Annotated in this window: 12 protein-coding genes; 2 read left to right on the top strand and 10 right to left on the bottom strand. The window is 70.9% G+C overall.

From position 1 onward, the window contains the following. Positions 1-144 precede the first annotated feature (144 nt). Genes QFZ83_RS12125 through QFZ83_RS12115 form a run of 3 tightly spaced genes read right to left on the bottom strand, consistent with a single transcriptional unit; the run spans position 145 to position 2,438 of the window. Positions 145-1,110: a FecR domain-containing protein gene (locus tag QFZ83_RS12125; protein ID WP_307506553.1), complete on the bottom strand. Its 966-nt coding sequence runs from the start codon at positions 1,108-1,110 to the stop codon at positions 145-147. A gap of 31 nt (positions 1,111-1,141) precedes the next feature. Continuing rightward, complete coding sequence (locus tag QFZ83_RS12120) at positions 1,142-1,702, bottom strand: RNA polymerase sigma factor (RefSeq protein ID WP_307506550.1); 561 nt, start codon at positions 1,700-1,702, stop codon at positions 1,142-1,144. 19 nt (positions 1,703-1,721) lie between these two features. Next, positions 1,722-2,438, bottom strand: a complete 717-nt coding sequence (locus QFZ83_RS12115) for a secretin and TonB N-terminal domain-containing protein (protein ID WP_307506547.1) — start codon at positions 2,436-2,438, stop codon at positions 1,722-1,724. Positions 2,439-2,656: 218 nt separating this feature from the next. Between QFZ83_RS12115 and QFZ83_RS12110 the strand changes: the two genes are divergently transcribed. Beyond that, the gene (locus QFZ83_RS12110; protein WP_307506545.1) at positions 2,657-3,037 is read left to right on the top strand and encodes a hypothetical protein; all 381 of its coding nucleotides are present in this window, start codon (positions 2,657-2,659) and stop codon (positions 3,035-3,037) included. 21 nt (positions 3,038-3,058) lie between these two features. Here QFZ83_RS12110 and QFZ83_RS12105 read toward each other — a convergent pair whose 3' ends face one another. From QFZ83_RS12105 to QFZ83_RS12095, 3 genes are read right to left on the bottom strand one after another with little or no spacing between them, the layout of a single operon-like run. After that, positions 3,059-3,751, bottom strand: a complete 693-nt coding sequence (locus QFZ83_RS12105; protein ID WP_307506542.1) for a type II secretion system protein J — start codon at positions 3,749-3,751, stop codon at positions 3,059-3,061. Beyond that, on the bottom strand, positions 3,748-4,128 hold the full coding sequence (gspI, locus tag QFZ83_RS12100) for a type II secretion system minor pseudopilin GspI (RefSeq protein ID WP_307506540.1): 381 nt from the start codon (positions 4,126-4,128) through the stop codon (positions 3,748-3,750). Before gspI ends, QFZ83_RS12105 begins: the two co-directional genes overlap by 4 nt. A gap of 3 nt (positions 4,129-4,131) precedes the next feature. Further along, positions 4,132-4,701: a prepilin-type N-terminal cleavage/methylation domain-containing protein gene (locus QFZ83_RS12095; protein WP_307506537.1), complete on the bottom strand. Its 570-nt coding sequence runs from the start codon at positions 4,699-4,701 to the stop codon at positions 4,132-4,134. 47 nt (positions 4,702-4,748) lie between these two features. Between QFZ83_RS12095 and QFZ83_RS12090 the strand changes: the two genes are divergently transcribed. Next, positions 4,749-5,237 (top strand): type II secretion system protein N, encoded by a 489-nt coding sequence (locus QFZ83_RS12090; RefSeq protein WP_307506534.1) that lies wholly within the window; start codon positions 4,749-4,751, stop codon positions 5,235-5,237. Here the strand turns inward: QFZ83_RS12090 and QFZ83_RS12085 are convergent. From QFZ83_RS12085 to QFZ83_RS12070, 4 genes are all read right to left on the bottom strand, one after another. Beyond that, positions 5,234-5,860, bottom strand: coding sequence for a transposase (locus tag QFZ83_RS12085; protein ID WP_307506531.1), 627 nt, complete (start codon positions 5,858-5,860; stop codon positions 5,234-5,236). The two genes, QFZ83_RS12090 and QFZ83_RS12085, sit on opposite strands and share 4 nt — an antisense overlap. 110 nt (positions 5,861-5,970) lie before the next feature. After that, complete coding sequence (locus QFZ83_RS12080; protein WP_307506530.1) at positions 5,971-6,594, bottom strand: RNA polymerase sigma factor; 624 nt, start codon at positions 6,592-6,594, stop codon at positions 5,971-5,973. 121 nt (positions 6,595-6,715) lie between these two features. Beyond that, positions 6,716-19,639 (bottom strand): filamentous hemagglutinin family protein, encoded by a 12,924-nt coding sequence (locus QFZ83_RS12075; protein WP_307506525.1) that lies wholly within the window; start codon positions 19,637-19,639, stop codon positions 6,716-6,718. Continuing rightward, positions 19,636-20,049 carry a DUF4880 domain-containing protein gene (locus QFZ83_RS12070; protein ID WP_307506523.1) on the bottom strand — a complete coding sequence of 138 codons (414 nt, stop codon included), beginning with the start codon at positions 20,047-20,049 and terminating at the stop codon, positions 19,636-19,638. The genes QFZ83_RS12075 and QFZ83_RS12070 overlap by 4 nt, the downstream gene beginning before the upstream one ends. Positions 20,050-20,093 lie beyond the last annotated feature (44 nt).

Genomic DNA, 20,093 nt, shown 5'->3' with positions numbered 1-20,093 from the left:
ACTTCCATGGGTTCGTGTGTCATTGCTCGAGTCGATGCCGCGGAGCGCGCCCGGAAGTCGGGCGGCCCGTGGTCTACCGAGCTATGACAGCCGGGGTGCGGGGCGACTGCACCATGTCACAAAATCTTCACGAAAGCCCGGTGCTCAGGCCTTCGCCCGCCCGAGCAGCACGATGCCGCCGGGCAGTTGCGTGACCTCCGCGCCGTAGGCCTCGCGCACGAGCGAAGCCACGTCGTCGAGCCGGTCGATGGAAAAGCTCGCCTGCACAAGGCTGCGGCCCAGCGCCTCGCTGGTGAGGATGAGCCGGCCATGCCGGTAGCGGTTGACCTCGGCCACCACCTCGGCAAGCGGCACCTGCTCGAACACCAGCAGCCGCCGGCGCCAGGCCGTGACTGGGCCGGTGTCGACCGGCACCGCGGTGCCCATGCCCGCCGCGCCGTAGCGCAGCTGCCGGCCCTCGTCGAGCGCCACGCGCTGCGCACCGCGGGCCACTTCGACCTCGCCGGCCAGGCAGGTGACGCAGACCTCGCCGTCGGTGTGCCGGATGTTGAAGCGCGCGCGCACCGCCGACACCACGCCATCGGCCGCCGAGACAGTGACGCGCGCCGAGACAGAGGACTGCGCCGCGATCTCGGCCTCGCCAGCCAGGAGTTCGATGCCTTCGCCGCTGTCGGAGCCAGGCAGCACGTTGATGCGGGTCTGTGTGTTCATCTGCAGCACCACGCCATCGGCCATGGCGACCTCGCGCTGCTCGCCGGTGGCGGTGCGGTAGTCCGCGCCCCACTCGGTGACGGAGGGCCACAGCTGCAGCGGCGGCCGCACCGCGAGGTAGGCGACCGACGCGGCCACCGCACCGCCCAGGAACGCGCGGCGGCCCGCGAGCGACGGGCGCGCATCCCTCTTTTGCTCACTGTGCCGTCGCTCGTCCTGCCGCACACGCAGCGCGGCGGGCGCCATTGCCTGCCACACCTCGCGCGCCCGAACGAAGGCATCCGCATGGGCGCGGCTCTGCGCGCACCAACGCTTGAACGCCTGTGCATCGTCTTCGGTCGCCTGGTGCGAACCAAGCCGCACGACCCAGGCCCCGGCCTCGCGTTGCAGGGTCTTCATGGCTTCGCCGTCCGCAGGTTGATCGGATTTCTCAGCTGTCATCACGCTCAGACTGTTTTCCGGCGCCGGGACCGAAGCGCTGGATGAAATCTCTTCCCAATCTGTCGCAGCAATGCTCCAGGCCCGCGCGCAATTCCTTCTCGACCGTGCGCGCCGAAACGCCGTAGCGCGCGGCAATGTCCTTGTGCGGCATCTCGTCGACGCGCGCGGCCAGTACGATGGCGCGGCGGCGGCGCGGCAGCTCGGCCAGCGCGCGCTCCAGCGCCTCCAGCTCGCTGCGGGCCTCGGCGCCGCGCGCCGGGTCTGCCATCTCGTCGGCCATGTCGTAGAGCGCCTCGACCTCGCCGACGCTCAGCAGCCGCGAATTGCTCTTGCGCTGGTCTTCGGCGACGTTGAGCGCGATGCGAAAAAGGTACGCCGAAGGAAAGCGCACCGCGCTGCGCACGTTGGCGCTCTCCACGCGCAGATACGCTTCCTGCAGCGCGTCGTTGGCCAGGTCTTCCGAGCCCAGGCGAATCTGCAGGTGCTTCCTGAACTGGGCGTAGCGCGCGAGGAACAGCGCGCGCAGCGAGGCCTTGATCGAATCGGACATGGCGGTTGTCGTTCCCTGCTCAGCCGGCACGCGCGGCGCGCCAGGGCCGGCAGTCTCGCGCGGGGTCGGCACGCGGGGTCAGGAGAATGGTCACGGGCTGCGCCACGCCCGGCGGGGGCGGCGCATCCATCCGCAGCGAACCCAGGGTGGCGAGCACGAGCGCATCGCGCTGCGCTAGGCCGCTGCCTTCGATCAGGCGCGCCTCGTTCACCAGCCCGGCGGCATCGATCCAGAGTTGCAGGCCGAGGCGGTAGCGGCCGAAGGCATCGGGCTGGGCGATGCAGAGCACGCGCGTGATCGACGCCTGCAACACGCCGGCATATCCGGCCTGGCCGGTGGCGGCATCGGCCTTTGGCACGTTCTCGCCGACCCTCTCGTGCGCAGACGGCGGTACTGAAGGAACGGGCACGAGCGTGAAGGCATCGGCGCCGATGTAGCGGGCCGCGAGGCCGCTGCCCGCGAGCATGCGCTGCAGCGCTTCGCGCGGTGCGAAGTCGCCCTGCACGGCCGCCGCTTCGCGTCCGGCCGTGAGGTTGCTGGCCACCAGCACCGAGTGCCCGGTGAGGCGGCCGAAGACAGAGAGGGAAATTTCCAGCGGCTGGGCCGGCAGGTCGAATCGAAGGGGTTCGCCATCGGCCGCGGCCTGTGCGGCGGCCATGCGTGCGGCCATCATCAACGCCACGACGAAACACCAGGACAGTGTCAGGGCACCGCCCGATGCGGAAGTACGTGTCATGTGGCGGAGATCAACAGCGAGAGAGAGAAAGTCCTGGGAAGTGCGGCCACCCGCCATGCGGGCCGGCGAGTACAGCGGCGAGACTATCCGGCGCCGATGACCGACATGTGACGTTTGGTTTTCACGCCACGCGACCTCCCGTCTTCTCGTCTTCCCGTTGACTTGCACGCGCCATAAACTGCCGCCCTCCAAGCGATCGACGAGAGGCGCGCATCCGCATGAAATTCCTGTACGGCATTGCCGCTGCGTTGGTGTGCATCCTCTGCGGTGAAGCCGCAGCGCAGGCACAGGGAACGGATGCGGCAAGCGTGAAAGACGCCGGCGCGGACAGCTGCGTGGAAGTCACCGTCAACGGCGAGCGCACGCCCTCCTACGACTGCCTCACGCAGAAGCTGCAGCCCAAGGCCGCGCCGCGCGGACCCGACGATGCGCAGCCCGGCATGGCGTCGGAGGCGATCACGCAGCGGCCGTCGAACCAGCTCGGCCTCTTCAACCGCGCGGCGACCGGGCACCGCATGGGCAACACCTTCGGCACCTCGGTCTACCCGCAGCGCCCGCCGCCGGTGGCGCCGGCTTCGCCGCTGATCAACGGGCGCTGATGTCCACGGATTCGAGCGGTCTCAATCCAAGGGAATGACGCGGCGGAACGTCTGGATGCTTCCGCTGCCGGCCGCCCGGACATCGAACGCCAACTCCAGCCCTGTCGCATTCGCGCGCGCGGATGCACCCGTCGGCAGGCTGCGCCATCCCTGCCCCGGCTCCCATGCACGCACCCGCGATGCGGCCACATCGTTCAGCACCGCGACGCGCGCAGCCTCGTCCGGCGCGGGCAAGGGATACGACGCCGACGCCGCGCCTGCCGCGCGATACAGCACGTTGCCGCGCTGCCACCATTGCACCCGCTGCCAATGGCCGGGTGCGGCCGGCGCGGCACGGATGATTTCCATGAAGAACGGCAGGCCGTTCTGGCGACGCACCTGCACCGCGGGCGGCAGCAGTTCGGCGGTCGGCGGTGGCGCCGCGGCTTTCGCGTCCGCCGCATTCGTTCCCGCATCGGCCGCCGCCTGCAAGGAGTCGATCTCGCGCGACGAGAGTTCGGTGGTGGCGCGCAAGGCGAGGTCGCGGTCCAGCTGATCGAGCGCGCGCAGCAGCAAGGCGATGCCTTCGGTGCGCTCCTCGAGCATGCTGTTGGCACGGGTCACGCTGTCCAGGCCGCGCCACGCCATCACGCTCAGCACGGCCATGAGCGCGATGGCAATCATCACCTCGACCAGCGTGAAGCCCGCCTGCACCCGGCGCGTCGCCCGCCTCATCTGGCGGCCTCCAGCACGCGCGTCTGCAGCGACGCGAGGCGCCGGTCGCCATCGTCCGCAAGATAGACATCCACCGTCACCAGCCGCAGGCCATCGACGGCGGCGCCGGCTTCGAGGCGGCATACCAGCCGCACGCCGCCTTGAGGACAGGGGCCGCGCACCACGCCCGGCCCCGTCGGTCCCCGGCCGATGCGCAGTTCCGCCAGGCTGTTCTCCGCGGACAGCATCGCGAGCGACTGCTGCTCCAGCAGGCCGAGGTTCGTGATGGTGAGGCTCGAGGCGCGCAAGATCGCCGCGAGCGCGATGCTGACGATGGTGAGCGCCATCAGCACCTCGATCAGCGTGAAGCCTGCGGCATTGATTTTGCGCGCGCGCATGGCCTATCGAACCTCGTAGCCGCCCGCCGCATCGCGCAGCACGGTCACCGTCGCGCCGCCATGGCGCAGCACCAGTTGCCAGCGCGTGCCGATCGCCTCGGACGTGAGCAGCACCGGCCCGGCGGGCGTCACCTCCACCGGCCTTGTGCGCCACGCGGTGGGACCGAGCATGTCGTCGCGCGCGAAGGTGTCGAGCACGCCGAGCGTCGACACCACCGGTATCGCGCTGCCCGGCACCGGCTGCCAGGTGCCGCGCGAAAAGCGGTAGCCGTCGCCGTCGGCCTGCCATGCGATGACGCGGCCGTCGGCGCGCACCTCGTTCTGCGCAATGACGAAGCGGCGCACCAGTTCGTTCGCATCGCGGCGCAGCTCATGCGCGGGGTCGGGTGCGATGGCCAGGCTGATCGCCGCTGTCGCGATGCCGATGATGACCATCACGATCATCAGTTCGATCAGCGAGAAGCCGCGCGCGTGCGCGGCGGTGGCGGTGGTTCGCGGTGGCAGGCACACCTTCATCTCGCGCACATCCGGTTGGTTGTCGGTGGGTGGGTTGTCGAAGCCGTGGTCGCCCATGCTAGGTGCGCCGTGTGACACGAAACCCCAACGACCCTGTGATAGACATGCAGGCCGCAAGCAACCGCATCACGAAAGCCACGATGACCGACCCCGTCAAACCACCCGCCCGGTACATCGTCCATGCAGCAGGCCTGCTGCTGGTGGTCGCGGGGATCGCAACGTGGAGCCATCTGCTGTCGCAGCCCTCGCCGACCCCGCATGCCACGCAAGCAGAGGCGGCCGCGCCCGACCCGACCGCCGATGCGCAGGCCGCATGGTTCGGCCCCGGCGAGGTCCGCGCGAACATCGCGGTCAAGGGTTTGATCAAGGGCGCGGACCACGGCGTTGCCGTGCTGGCCGTCAACGGTGCCGCGCCCAGGCCGTACCGCGTGGGCGAGGCGTTGACGCGCTCGGTCACGCTCTTGGCCATCGAGTCCGGCGCGGTGGTGATCGATAAGGCCGGCGTGTCCGAGCGCATCGCGGCGCCCGTGCTGCCGCAGCCCGCAAGCCCCGGCATCGTGCGCGCGGCGTCCATCACCGGCACAACCCGCTAGCGCAGCGCGTCTTGGGGCCTCGCGTCTGGCGCGGAGCTCACCGAGGCCCAGGTCGACAGCGCATGCAGCAGCCCGCGGTTGACGCGGAAGTCGCCCTCGCCGGATTCCGGAAGGTACGTATTCGAAAGGCAGCGCGTCACCACGCGCACCGCGCGCGGATCGGCGCCCAGCACCTGCAGTTCGCGCGTGAAATCGCCGCGGCCGGGCAGCTCGTCGGCAAACTTCTCGAAGCCCGCGAACCAGCGAAAGAGCATGTTGTAGGTGAGGCTCTCGTGCACCTTCTCGCCGTCCTCCAGCGAGTAGATGATCTGCAGGATCAGGCACTTGAAAAGCGTCTCCGCCTCGATGCCGAACGCATGCTGACGCTGCAGGTCGACCAGGAGCGTGCGCTCGTAGCGCAGCGCGTCTTCCACCAGGTCATGCAACGCCACCAGCGGGTGGCCCTGCGGCACCAGCGCGCGCAGGTTGTCGGCCTGCACCCAGGCCTGGTGGCTCACGATCCAGACCCAGGGCGAGCCGTAGCGGTTGACCGCGACCGGCCCTTCGCGCGCGCGCTCGACGATCTTCGACAGCTTGGCATCCAGCTCCTGCATGGTGACCCGCATGGGCGACGTCCACTTCATCTTCTGTTCCCTTCATTCCCCGAACGACTATGCAACAGGATGCGTGACGGTGGCACGGGAGGACAAGCGGCGCATCCGGTTCGCGTCCCGCGCCATTTCCGTTTGCCGCTTCAGCGCAGCGCGCCAAGCGCCTGCCTGAGCGCGGTGTCCACCTTGCGCACCGAGACGCCGTGGCGCCGTGCCACCTCCTGGCGCGACATCTCGTGCCAGCGCAGCGCGAGCAGCACCGACTGGTGGCGCCGCGGCAGGCGCTGCATTGCGCGGTCCACCGCGGCCACTTCCGAGCGCGCCTCGGCGACGAGCTCAGGGCCGGGCTGCAGGTCGGCGACGACGTCCAGGTCCCCGCCCGCGTCGTTCGATGCGGGCCAGCGCTTGCGTGCGCGCAGGCTGTCCATCGCGAGGTTGCACGCCACGCGGTACACGTAGGCATCGGGGTTCGCGGGCGCCTCCTGCGGCGGGCGCTCGGCCAGGCGAAGCCACGCGTCGTGCAGGCATTCCCTCGCGAAATCGGCGCAACCCAGGTGCCGCTCCAGGCGGCGGTGCAGTGGGCCGTAGTTGGCTGTGAGATGAGCCTGCAGATCCACCATCGCAGGCGCCGCGGGTGCCACGGGTTTCGGCGCGCGCACTTCGGGCACGGGCGCCTCGACGTGTTCGTCGAGCAGGCGCCAGAACGAAGGCGGTAGCGAGGAGAACCGGTCCGCTGCATGGCCGAAGGCCTGGAAGTCTGGAGTCATGTGGGGTGTCCGCTGAACGCCGGGCGCTTGCCGCCGGCCGGGATCTCCGGCCGAGGGAAAGGCCAAGCCTTGAAACCAAGGAAGAACGAATGCGCCCGACGAAGCGGGCGCCTGGCGCAGGTCAACGTTGCAGGTTGGCGCGCTCCTCGTCCGTCAGTTGCCGGCTCGCCGCGGGCGGCAAGTTGCCGCCGCCACCCAGCACGCGGATCACGCTGCGCGGGTTGTAGCTCACAGGCGTCGATGCCTTGCCGGCGGGCGCGCCGTCGTTGTCTTTGTTGCCGCCGTTGCTGCCGCTGTCGCCGCCGGCCGGCTCGTTGCCGAAGCCCAGCACGCGCACGGTGAACACCGAGGGCAAGGCCTGCCGCGCCGCGGCGCGCTCGCGCTGCATCACGTCCTGCGCGGCCATGCTGGCCTGCGAGGCTGCCGCGCTGGCATTGGTCAAGGCACCCACGTTCACCGAGGCGATCGCCGGCAGGCCGGAGGACTCGCCCTTCACCTGAATGTTGGCTGCGTTCACCACCTGCAGCGCCGCGACGTTGACGTTGCCCGACACGCGGATGCCGGCCTCGCCCGCATCGATGGTGCCCAGCGGCGCGATCAGGTCGACATCGCCTGGCGGCACTTCGGCAATCGGCGCCAGCGTGGCGATGCCGGCGCCCGAGCTCGGCGCCTGCGGGGAAACCTCCACGTTGCCCACGGCGTCGTACACGCGCTTGGGCGGCGTGTAGAGCACGGTGGTCTTGGAGCCGCGGCCCGCGTTGATGTCGCCCTTGGCCGACCACGCGAAGATGTCGCCGCCAAAGGTGGTCATGATGCGCGAGAGACCCAGGAGCAAGCTGCCGTCGCTGAAGAGGCGGATGTCGCCCTCGCCCTGCGTCATCACGCCGGAGGTGGCCGGCGGCACCGCGCCCTGCACGCCCAGGATGACCTGGCCGCCCGGCGCGAGCATCTCGATATCGCCGCCGAAATTGGTGCGCACGCCCGAGCCGCCGAACATCGTGATGTCGCCGCCGCGTGCGACCGGGTTGCCTGCCGCGTCCTTCTCGGGGAACAGCGTCGAAATCATCTCGCGGCCGCGCAGGTACGAGCCCGAGCGGCTGCTCTGCGGATCGTTGTACTCGCGGCCGCCTGCACGCAGCTCGGCGTAATACACCTCGCGCAAAAAGACGCGCTGCTGCTCCGGCGCCAATCCGTCGAAGTACACGAGAGCCTGTGCGGTGTCGCCGCTGAAGCCGTAGCGCATGCTCAGCCACGCGGCGAGTTCCGCCTCGTAGGTCTTCACGGCCTTGCCCGGCTGGCTCGCGAGGGACGTGGCCGCATCGGCGCGATTCGACGGATCGAGGTAGCGCGTGCGGATCGCCGACATGTCCAGGCCCGAGATACCGGCCGCCCTGCCCACGCCCGCCGCCATCGCGATCGATGCGCCTGGGCGCGTGTCGCCCGGCACGATCGGGCCGATGGATGCGATACCGCCGCGGTCTTCCTGCAGCAGGTTGCGGCCCGCCGTGACTTCCAGCGTGCCGGGGCCGGCGACGTCGAAGTTCGCGTAGAGGATGTCGCGGCCGGCCGAGACAACGGAAACATCGCTGGCGCTCTCGTGAACGATCAGGTTGCCGCGCAGCCTGGCCGCGTCGAGTTCCGAAGACCCGCCGGTGGTGCTGCCTGGTGCGGTGCCGGTGTTGACGATGTCGCGGCCCGCCTGGACCCGCACCGGTGCGGCGGCGTTGTACCAGGTCGTCGCGCCACCGCTCTTCATCACGACTTCGCCCGTCTTCAACCCGATGATGTCGCCGTCGGCGGCGTAGAACCTGATGGGCGGCGCATCCGCGGCGCGACCCAGCTTCGCTGCGGCCGTGTTCCCACCGAAGGAGAAGAGTGTGGTGGGCGTGAAGCCGCTGGTGGAAAAAGCCGGGCTGTCTGCCGAGAGGTTGGTGACCACGACCTCGCCGGTGTCGTCCGTCTTCTGGCCCACGAATGCGGGGTTGAACGGCGTGGGCAACGCAGTGCCCGCGCCGGACATGCCGACCGAATACTGGCCCGCGTAGATCGATCCCCCCGCCAGCATTTCCAGCGCACCGGTGGCCGAAGGCGCGAGCACCAGGCCATAGGACAAGGTCTCGGGTTTGCCCACGGTGTGCGGGAGCGCCGCATAGCCGTAATAGAGATTACCCGTCAGCGCCGCCGCCCGAAAGATGGAGGGATAGACGATCCAGGCATCGCGCGAGGTGGTCTGTACCGGCTCGGCCTTGTCGCCCGTCGCCATGATCGGCGTGAGGTTGCCGCCGGCCGACACGAGATCGATCGCGCTGCGCCCGGACCAGAGCGAGAACGCGCTCTGTCCACCGCCCAGGTACGCCAGCCCGCCGGACGAGAAGGCGGAATTTGCCGGCGTGTCGCTGCGGCCCGGGTCGGCCACGCCGCCGAGCACGAGGTCGCCCTTCGTCTGCAGCTGGATGGTCGTGTCGCCCGGCACCAGGTTGATGCCGCCGCGCGCATCGGCATAGGTCGAGGTGAAGGGATCGATGCCGCGCGGATCGGTCGGGTCCTGCATGCGGCGCGCCAGGTACTGCAGGCCCACGCTGCCGATGTAGGCAGCGCTGACCTCGGTCGCGCCGCGCAGGTTGGCAATGACGCCGGTGAGCGCGAGTTTCTCCGAGCCCTTGCTGAGGTTGCGAAGCGGATTGAGTGCGCCGGCGATGCGCATGTCGATGTCGCCGCCGCCCGTGAGCGCGAGCGTGCCATCCGCGCCGACGCGGCCCGTGCCGCCCACCGCGACCACGAGTCCTTCGCTGCGCTTGAAGTCGCTCGCCTGCGCGGCTTGGTCTCCGCGCAGGCCGATCGTGCCGGCCTCGCCGCCCACGCGGATGTCCACGTCACCGCCGCCGAGCGTGCCGATGCCGGTGAAGCCCACCAGGTTCGGCGCCGCGCCGGGGGTGGCATTGCGCGCATAGGTGCCGAAGTTGATCCACCAGGCGGTCGCGATCGGCGTGTCGACGGCTGCCGTGCCCGAACCCTGGCGCCAGAGCCAGTTGCCCGGCACCACGCTGGTCGTGGCCGCGCCGGTAATGTCGCCCACCAGATTGCCGCCCGCCGAAATGCGCACGTTGCCGCCCTGGTCGGGATACCAGGCGCGATAGGCCGCCAGGCTGCCGGCGTAGTCGAGCAACTCGGACTGCACGCCGATCACCGTGCCGTCGCTCCCCTTGCCGCGCGCGAGGTCGAAGGCGGCGCCCGCGGCCGTGGTCGAGCCGGCGGTGTAGATGCCGTAGAGCGAACCCATGCGGATGTCGCCGGCTGCCGCGAGGTCCAGGTCGCCGGTGCCGGTGCGCACCACGCTGAAGGCCGGCGACGCGGGCTGACTGCCGGTGATGGAGGGCGGGCCATCGTCCGAGCATTGGGTCGGGTCGATGTCGCACCAGAACAGCTCGTCGGCCGACACCGGCGTGCCCGCTGGATAGCCCATGAAGTTGCCTTCGGCCCAGGCCTTGGCCCGGCCTATGGTGTAGGCCATCACATAGTGCGTGTCGCCCAGCTTGATGGAAGCCTTCGACGACGGATTGAGCGCGCGCCGGTCGGCCGAGCCGAGGTCGGCACCGGCCACCAGCTGGAAGTCCCACGAGGTGGCGCCCTCACCGAGCATCGGTGCGACGGCCCAGTTGCGGCCCTGCGCACCGTTGGCCGTGGGCCGCAGGTTGACGGGCTGGTCGCCGGGCAGCTCCACCCAGGTCATCGAGGGAATCAGCGAGCCGCGCGCGAGGTTGAGCGGGCCGGTGGTGGTCATCTCCACCGGCAGCGCCACGCCCTTGGGCCAGGTGAGCGCGCCCACTCCCGCCGCGCTGCGCAGCGCGGTGCCGGCGCCCAGCCGCATGCCGGCATCCAGCGTCACCGCGCCCGGCAGCACCGCGCCGGCCGCATAAGCGATGGAACCGTCGGGGTTGTAGATGTTCGCGCCGACCACCGTGCCCGCCGACAAGGTCAGCACGCGCGTGAGCACCGCATCCACCGGCAGCACGGTGCCCGCAGGCAGCGCCATCGCGGCGACGGCCACGTTGTAGTTGAGGGTTGCGCCGGCCGGGAAGCGCGTGCCGGTGTCGAGCACCACGCCGTCGATCGGCACGACGATGTCGCCGCCGAACGGCGTGGCGGCGCTGTTGCTGCCGCCGCGCGCCTCGGTCAGCACCCAGCCGCTGTCGTCGGGCGTGGCCGCGGGCGGCGCAAAGCCGTCGTTGATGCTGCCGTGGATGTTCAGGCCGCCGGCTGCACGGATCACCAGCCGCCCCGGCTCGCCGAAGCCGCGCAGGGCCGGATCGCCGCGGTTGGCGTTGGGGCCGTAGCGGTAGCCCGAGAAGTCCAGGTCGCCGTCCACCGTGAGGTCGCCATGGGGGTTGTTCGTGCGGTCGCTGACGATCTCCACGCCAGGGCGCAGGTGGTAGTTGCCCAAGCCCACGAGGCGGCCGCCGAGCGCGCCGTTGCCCAGCGCGGCATCGATGAAGGCCTGGCTGTCCGCGTCGATGCGGTCGAGATAGCCCTGCGTGATGAGCTGCGGCCGGTAGCCTGACACGTCCGGCTGGCCGGCCAGCGGTGCGTCGTCGTAGCTTCGGAAGGCGTTGACGGCGACGGTCTTCGCGCCCTGGATGGTGGGTGTGCCGTGGACGGTGACCGCCACGTCGTCCGCACCCACGCGCGGCGCATTGAGGTCGAGCGTGCCGCGCGCGCGGCCGTCGTTCTGGCCGGCCGCGGTGCCTGCCGCCACCTCGGTGCCTGCGCGCAGGTCGATGCGTGCGCCGCTGCCCAGCGTGAGCGTGCCTTCGGTGCTGGTGAGGTCGACGATGGCCCGGTTGGGGCTGTCGATGATCTTGCCGCGGCTGTCCACGCGCAGGCCCGTGCCGTGCGCATCGAGCGGGCCGTTGACAGTGAGGTCGCCCCTGGCCGTCAGATGGATCGAGCCGACCTGGTAGCCGCTTGCGTCGATGCGGCCGTCCACGCGCAGGCTGCCGCCGTCCAGCGCGATCGACACTTCGCGCGCCTTCACCTCGTCGCCCACGGCGAGGTCGCCCTGCTTGATCTGGAAGCGGCGCGCGCCGAACACGCCGCCCGCGTTCAGGCGGTGGTTCAGGCCCGCGAAGTCGTCCAGCGTCTGCGCGCGCACCGTGAGTTCGGCCGCGTCGTAAGGCACGACCGTGCCGCCCGCGTCGTAGGTGCCGCTGCTGCTGCCCAGGATGGTGCCCGCCAAGCCGATGCGGCCGACGCCGTCACCGGCGCCGAGCGCGGTGACCTCGACCGTGCCGCCGCGGTTGTTGCGCGCCGACACGTCGATGACGGAGCCCGCCGCCTGCGCGATGTTGCCCGCGTCGCTGGCGAGCACGAGGTCACCGCCCCAGCTGTACTTGTCGACATCGAACAGCGCGGTCTTGCGGCCGGCCAGGTCAATGCGCGAGCCGGCGCCGAGCACGACATCGCCGCTCGCCGCGAGCACCAGCCTCCCGGAGGGCAGCACGATGCTGCCCTCCAGGTCGACGCTCTTCCCTCTCAGTTCCAGCGTGGCGCCCAGCGCATCGGCCTGCGCTTGCGCGACATTGCCGCCGCTTGCGGGCGAGGCGATGTGGATGGCGCCCCCTGCGGTGACTCGCGTCGTCGAGGCGGCCTGCCCGGTGACGACCGGCGACGTGATCGTGAGATTGCCGCCCTCGTTCGCATGCCCCTCGCCGGGCACGTAGTCGCCCTGCCGGTGATACACCGACAGCGAACTCTTGCCGTCCGAAGTGAAGCGCTCGGCCGCGGTGAGCTTCACGTCGGCAAAGCCCAGCGCGAACCGCGCATCCGTCGCCGTGTTGGTCGGTTGCGCATAGGGGCCGCGGCCCAGCACGATCGACCTGGCGGCGATGTCGAGCGTGCCGTCGCCCAACAGGCCCGGGATCGCCGCGCCGGGTTCGTTTTCGGAACCGGTCCAGATGAATTCGCCCGCGCGGATCGATGCCACGTCGCCCGCCGCGCCATAGCCGTAGATGGCGGGCGTGCCGAGCACCAGCCGCTGCAGGCTCGAGGCATCGAAGCTCGCCGCGCCGTAGATGTTCACCGCATCGCGCGCATTGAGCACCAGCGCCTCCAGCGCCGGGGCGCCGGTGGCCGTGTTGCCGGCCAGCAGCTGGTCGAGCCGTGCCTGGTTGAGCACCAGGCCGCGCGGCAATTGGCCGTTGGCGTTCGCGGCGGCAATGCGCGCGCCGTCGCCCAGGTTCACCGCGGCGAGCGCCAGCACGAGGTTGCGCGTGCCGTAGGAGACGTTGTCGGCCAGGGTCAGGGCGCCGTCGGTGGCCACCGCGATCGTGCCTTCGGACACCAGCCGGGTCGCGCCGTTGCAGGCCGCGCTCACGCAGCTGCCGACGTTGACCGCGACCGTGCCGTTCATCCCGCTCTGCGGCGGTGCCAGCAACATGTTGAACCAGCCGTTGGACAGCGCCAGCACGCCGTTGCCGGAGAACACGTAGCCGTCGTTCGAGTCGTAGCTGGTGGCCTTGCGGCCCACAGTGCTGATCGAGGCGCCCTCCTCGATCGTGATGGCCTGTTCGCCGCTGGGCGGCGGGCTGCTGGCCAGGATGATGTCGGCGCCCGACAGACTGGCGCCGCTACGCACGACGAGGCTGCCGTCGCCGTTGATCGCGGCGGTGCGGCCGCCTTGTCCGTAAACCGTTTCGATGCGGCCGTTGACCACGAGGCGCGGCGCGTCGAGCCTGCTCAAGGCCTCATCGCGAACGGAGGCGCCGTCCAGCCCGGTGGCCGCCGTCTGGCCGGCACCGAGGATCTCGCGAACGTTGCGGACACTCGCGGTTCCGCCGAAGCCCTCGGTACCCGCCTCGGCGTTCAGGCGCAGCTCGCCGGTGAAGGTGAGGCCCGTGCGTTCCGCATCGTCTTCCCTCGGCGTGTTCAGGAAGACGTCCAGCGCCTTCGCATCCGAGGTGAGCATGCCGCGCTGGAAGCCGCGCCGCGCGGCGTCCGCCACCACGAAGGCGTTGTAGCCGGTCTCGTTGTAGGCCGAGTGCGTGCGCACCGCGGCGCCCGGGGTGACGACGATCTGGTTGGGCAGCGCCTTGCGGATCGCGGTGTCGCTCACGCCCAGGTAGCCTGCCGTCACATAGGAGCCGGTGCCCGTGCCGGTGACGCTGGCCGGTCCAGTGAGCGCTGTGCGATCGGCCGCGCCGATTTCCACCCGGAACGCGCCTGGCAGCAACGCATAGTTCGACGGCATCAGCGTGTAGGTGCCCGCGGCGAGGCCCGGAACGCCCGCCGGCACGGTGATCTGCTGGCCGATGCCCGGCGTGCCGAAGCCCGCCTCGGGCGCCACCGGCGCATAGCGCGCGGCGCTGCCGGGCACGATCGCATACACCGCGTTGCCGGCGCTGCTGAAGCGATTGGCCGGGTTCGCATTCGCGAGCGGCGTGGCCAGGATGTCGACCGAGCCGCCCCGTCCGCTGACGAAGCCGGCGCCCGCGAGCGTGCCGCCGCCCGACAGGTCGAGCACTGCGCTGCCCTGCGCGTCCACGTGCCGGCCGAGGAGCGAGATGCCGCGCGTCAGTTCGCCGATGCTGTCCGGCGTCACCGCCTGGCCGTTGTACGAGTAGCCCAGGCCGTCGACCGTGCCGCCGTAGGGCATCGCGAGGCCCGCGCCGCTCACCGAGGTGATGCTGCCCGGCAGCAGGGTCAGGCGCTCGGTCACCGCGCGATTGCCCTCCCCGGTTCCCAGCGTCAACCGGCCCAGCGGCGCGCGCACGATGCCGCCCTGCTCGATGGTTTCGGCCTCTAGGCTGAGGCTGCCGAAGGCCGAGTACGGCATGGCGACATCGCCATCGCCCTGGCGGCGGATGGTCAGCACGCTGCCCGGCAGGTAGTCGACCACGCCGACGTTCGGCTCCTCGGTGCCGATGCGATAGCCGGCGCGCACCGAGGCGATCGCCCCCGTCGCCGGATAGATCTGCTCGGCGGTCAGCGCCAGGTTGCCCGGGGTCGCGAAGGCGCCGCCGAGCAGGCGGATGTCGCCGCGGCTGGTGAGTTCGGTGGCATCGAAGCCGCGCCGGTCCACCGTGTAACGCGAGGTGCGCAGGTTGACCTCCGCATGGGTGCCGAACCCGATCTCGTCGCGCAGGTCGATCAGGTCCGCCAGCACCGAGAAAGTGCCGCCGTTCTGCTGGCGCGACGGCCCGTCGCGCCACCTGGCAGACGGCAGCATGGAATCGTTGGGCGGGCTGATGCGCGTTGCGCCGGCCAGGCGCACGTAGGGCGCGGACAGCGACACGGCCGCCTCGGGCGCGGCATGCTCGCCATGCGCGAAGGTGCCCGCGTACAGGCGCAGGCTCTGGCCCATGTGCAGCGCCACGTTGCCGTCGAAGGCGAGCGGGCCGTTGACGAGCAACGAGAGGCTGTCGAAGCCGCCGGCCTCGATGCGGTCGACGCCGATGCGCGCCGTGCCGGTCCGCAGCAGCGCCTTCGCATCGGAGAGGGTCTGCGCCGCCGCGAGCGGGCTGTCGCCCTGCACCTCTGCGAGCATCAGTTCGCGATGCCGCAGCACCTCGCCGCTCGTGGTCACCGTCGGGTAGGCCATCGACTCCAGCGCCAGCGCGAGCGTGCCGCCCGCGGCACCCGCACCGCCGGCCGCCGCGCGCAGCGTGCCGTCCAGGTACAGGCCTTGCGTGGACTTGATGACGATCGAGCCGCCGTTGCTCGCCACCGTCACCGGCGCCTGGCCCGCAGGTTCGAGCACCGCCTGGGTTCCCGATGCATCGAGCACGGCGCCGGGGCGCACGACGACAAAGGACTCGGGCGCGTTGGCCGCGCCGGTCTGCTCCCAGTCGAGCGTGCCGCCGATGCGGATCGCGCCGCCGTCGGCCACGCGGCCATACGTGCGGCCGAATACATCCTGCGCCGTGGCCGCGCGCGCCGCGACGTCGAGCACCGCGCGCTCGCCGATCCAGATCACGCCAGGCAGACCGAGAACGCCGCTGCCATCGACCGTGATCGCACCGCCCGGCGCGCTGAGCGTGCCGTCGACCCTGACGTTGCGGCCCTGCAGCCCGATCGTCTGGCCCGGATCGACGGTGACGGTCGCGCCCGGCCGCACCTCGACCGGGCCGCTGGACGCCGATGCGGCGCCCGAGCCGATGGTCGATTGCAGCGCCAGGCTGGCGCCGCCGCGTTGCGTGAGCACGCCGCCCACGGCGTCTTCCATCCAGACCGGCGGCGTCCAGGCTTCCAGCGCGCTCGCGGGATCGCTGCCGGTGGCCACGGTCCTGGCGGTGTCGGAGAACCGGTAGACGGGCATCTTCACGTCCAGCCGCGCGTTGTCGGCAACGACGACGCCCAGGTGGCCGTTGATCTCGTAGCGCGCGAAGCCCGACTGCAGGACCGCCGCATCGATGGAGATGCCGGGCCTCGCTGCCACGGGCTGCTTGAACACCGCGCCGGCCGAAACGCGGGTGCCGCTTGCGATAGTGAAGTCGAACGGGGCGGCGCTGCCGGCGGCCACCGTCCGGGTTTCGGGGACGATGGGGATGCCGGTCGGAAAGACCTCGGCCGGCAGGATGTAGTCGCTGGGGAAGCCACGGTTCTGCCCCGTGTTGATGGAGAAGATGACAGTGCCGGCCGGCACCGTCGGCCGCGCGCCGAACGAGCCCACGCCGTAGTTCGTCTGCACGCCGTTCAGCGTTCCGAAGAACGTGTACAGCCCGCCCACCCCGGTGGCATAGGGCGGCGTCCAATCGGCCGCCAGCGTGACGGCAAGCTCGCCGGCACCGAAGAGCGGCTCCGTTCCCACGGCTTCGCCCGGCAGCGCGCGCGAGCGTTGGTAGCTGTAGTCGGTCGGCAGGATGTCGCCGGCCTGGACCCGGTAGTCCTGCAGCAGGATGAAGTCCAGGGGTGCCGCTTCGCCGGCGCCCAGCAGGTCGCCCGCGCCCGGCACCTTGCCGCCGATCGCGATGCCCGAGCCCGAGGCCATCCGCAGCGTGCCGCCGCCGTTGACGCCGTAGCCGCGGATGTCGCCATCGACGGCGAGGAGATCGTAGGTCGACGCACCCGCCGCCTGCGCATCCGCCCACAGCGTCACGTCGCCGCCGCGGCCGCCGCGCGTCTTGCCGTTGGCCAGCACGGCGCCGCCCGACGACACATCGACCAGCGAGCCGGCCGCGAGCGTTACCGCGCCGGCGCTGCGGATGTCCACCGTGCCGCCGTTCAGGTAGGCCAGTCCGCCCGCGTTGCCCGGGTCCAGCTGCAGGTTGCTCCACAGTCCGCGCGCATCGAGCGTCACATCTCTGGCGACGACCACGCCGCCGGGATTCTTTGCATCGACCGGGAGCTGGAGCGTCACCGCTTCGCCGCCACGCATTGCCGGCGTTGCCGCGTTGCCGAGCGCGATGCTGCCGCCGCGCGCCCCGAGATCGGCATTGACCGCGACCTGCGTCGCATGCAGGGCGATGCTGCCGCCCATGGCCACGGCGAGCGGCGCCTCCACCGTCACCTGGTCGCCGGCCACGGCGGTGATCGCGCCGAGGCCGAAGCTGTTGAGCAGGTTGCTGTCCAGGTGCAGCGTGTCCAGGCGTTCCTGCGGCAAGGCGTCGGCCGCACCGATGCGGACGCCGTCGCCGGCCGGGGCATCGAACACGATGCGCCGGACCGTCGGCGCGAGCTTGTGGAAGGCGCCGACCGGGCCGGCTTCGGCATCGCCGTTGTAGCCGGTGGTGTAGCTGCCCAGGATCAGTTGCGCGGCCTGCGCCGCCGCGTTGTGCGGCTGGGCATAGCCATCAAGCGCGGCACTGCCCTTCTCGCCCTGGCGCGGCCCCTGGTAGGCGGTGGCAGTGATGTCGCCTTCGAGCACCGCGGCGCCCGTGGCTACCACCAGCCGGCCCGCGTCGCGTCCCACGGTGTAGCCATTCTCCAGGCGGCTCTGCGGGCCGATGAGCGGGTTGTAGTAGTAGCCGGTGGTCTTCTCGCCCCAGCGCTTGTGCTCGTCTTCGTAGCCCTTGTAGAGGCCGGAATATGCGATGTCGGCCGGTGCGTTCGACACCTCGTAGAGCCGCCCTCCCGGCCCCTTGAGCCAACTCTGGCGCATCACGCCGGTCTGCACGTCGAGCGTGCCGCCCGAGAGGTTGATGCTGGAGCCTGCCTGCGTGACGACCTCGCCGCCCGAGAAGGCGACGCTGCCGCCCTGCGCGGCCCACTCGCCGATCGAGTGGCCCTGCAGGCCCAGGTAGCCGCCGACTTCCAGCAGGCCGCCCGGGGTGTACCAGCGCTCGCCCTCGTTGCCGCCCACGCCCGCGGCCACGTAGGAGAGCCTGCGCCGGTCGATCCACACGTTGGCGTTGTTCAGCTTCGTGGTGTCGCGGTTCAGCGGCGCATCTCGCTGCTCGTTGCCCTGGATGTTGATCTGCACGTTGTTGGAGGACATCGCCACCTGCACGCCCACCGCGCCCGACACGTCGAGCCGCGCGCCATCGGCCACGGTGCTGCGGCCACCGACCTTGCCCGCGCTCACGGCGAGCTGACCGCCGGTCGCGAGCGTGGTCGAACCGCCTTCGAACAGCACGCTGCCGCCCGAGACGATCTCGATACGCGAGAGGTCCTGCCGGTCGTCCAGCAGCGAGAGGTTGTCGAACGCGCCCTGGGCCGCCGTGCCGCGCAGCATGTTCTGCTTGGCCGACTCCGTGATCGCGGCCTCGCGCTGGCTGTCGAGCGCAGTGCGGCCGTTCTTGTCGTCCAGCAGCACTGCATTCAATGCACGCTGCGTGACCGTGACGCTGCCCTGCTTGTCGCCCGCCGAGTTGAGCAGGTGGATGGTGCCGCGCGCATCCACCGTGGTGGTGGCGAGCGCCACGCCGTCCTGCACCACCTTGCGGCCGGCCAGCGTGATGTCGCCCTCGGGCGCCAGCAGCATGCCGGTGTTGACCACGTGCCCGGCCATGCTGTCGGCATTGAACTGCGGCGACACCTCGTTGCCGCGCGTGGTCGACGCCTGGTTGGCGGCCGTGCCCTGGCCGGGCCGCACGATGAAGAAGTCGCCCGCGGCCAGTTGCGCCTGCCCGCGCGGCGTGGTGATGGTGCCGGCGTTGCTCACCTCCTGGCCCATCAGCAGCACGTAGCCGCCGCCCTGCTTGACCGAGGCCGGCGTGCTGGTCGTGATCCGCGCACCCGCCTCCACCCGCACGGCGCCGCCCGCGTCGGTGAAGCTCGGCGCGTAGCTGTCGCCGGTCTTCGCGCTGTGGATCCCGTTGGCCTTGAACTGCTCGTCGCTGATGCGCGCGGCGGCGGCGACCAGGTTGCGCGTGTCGGTCTGGCTGCTGCCGCTGAACACGATGCCGTTGCGGTTGGCGATGAGCACCGTGCCGTTGGCCTTGATCTGCCCCTGAATCTGCGAGGGCCGCGCCTGAGGGTCGTTCACCCGGTTGAGCGCCGCCCAGTCGGCCTGCTGCCTGAACTCCACCGTGGTGTTGCGCCCGACGTTGAAAGTCTCCCAGTTCAGGATGGCGCGGTCGCCGGTCTGCTGGATCGCCACGTTCGTGCGGCCGTCGGGCTGCTGCGACTGCACCGGCGCCTGCGCGTTGTGCCAGCCCGCGGTGAGGCTGCGGGTGTCGACCCGGAGGCCGCCGTCGGCCAGGCCATCGGGAACGGACGACGGATCGCGCAATGCCGCCTCGCGCGCCGCCGCCTGCGCGGCCTGCTGTGCAGCGATGGACTGCGCGGCCAGGTTCAGGTTGCCGATCGAACGCTGCAGCTGCGCATCGGCCTGTTGCTGCTGCTGTGCGGGGTTCGTGAGGGTCGATGCCGGCATGCCGTTCGGCAGCCGACCGGTCTGCGCGGCCGCGGCCTGCGCGGCGCCTTTGCTCGCGAACCACGCGGGGCTGAAGGCCTGGCCCGCGTGTGCCGCATGCGCCGCACCCAGTGCACCGGCCGCGGCGAGCGCCATCGCCATGGCGCGCGCGAGCGGCGTCAAACGAAACTCGCCCTCGCCGGAAGAACTGCGCTCCCCCACGGAAGACCGGTGCGAACGGGTGCTGTGCGGATTCAAGACCATGATTGCCTGGAGCGAAAGTGCGGGGACGGTGTGTCGGAAGAAGCAGCGCCGGATGCGGCGCTGCGATCGGTGATGCGGATGTCGCGCGGCGTGCGGGCGATCTGCCGCTGGTGCGCCGCGCCCGGGCGGCGCGCGGACCGTGATTGGGACTGCGTCTGTTGCGTTTGTGTTTGCGACGGCACGGTGCCGCGTGCGGCGGGCAGCAGCAGCCCCCACAACGCCATCGCCTCGCGCCAGGCCTCTGCATGCGCCGCGCTGCGTGCGCACCAGATCGCCAGCGCGCGGACTTCCTTGTCGCTTGCGCGAAGGCGGTTCAGGCGCACGATCCAGTCCAACGCTTCGCCGAGGCAGGCATCCTTGCCGCGGGCGTTGCGTGGCCGTTCGTCATGAGGCGTCGGTTGCATACCCCATGACGAGCCTGCGCGCGACGACCCGTAAATTATTTTCG

Origin of the sequence: Variovorax sp. W1I1 (assembly GCF_030815625.1) — a bacterium.
In the GTDB taxonomy this organism is placed as follows: Bacteria; Pseudomonadota; Gammaproteobacteria; order Burkholderiales; family Burkholderiaceae_C; genus Variovorax; species Variovorax paradoxus_C.
This window is presented reverse-complemented; position numbering and strand designations above follow the sequence as displayed.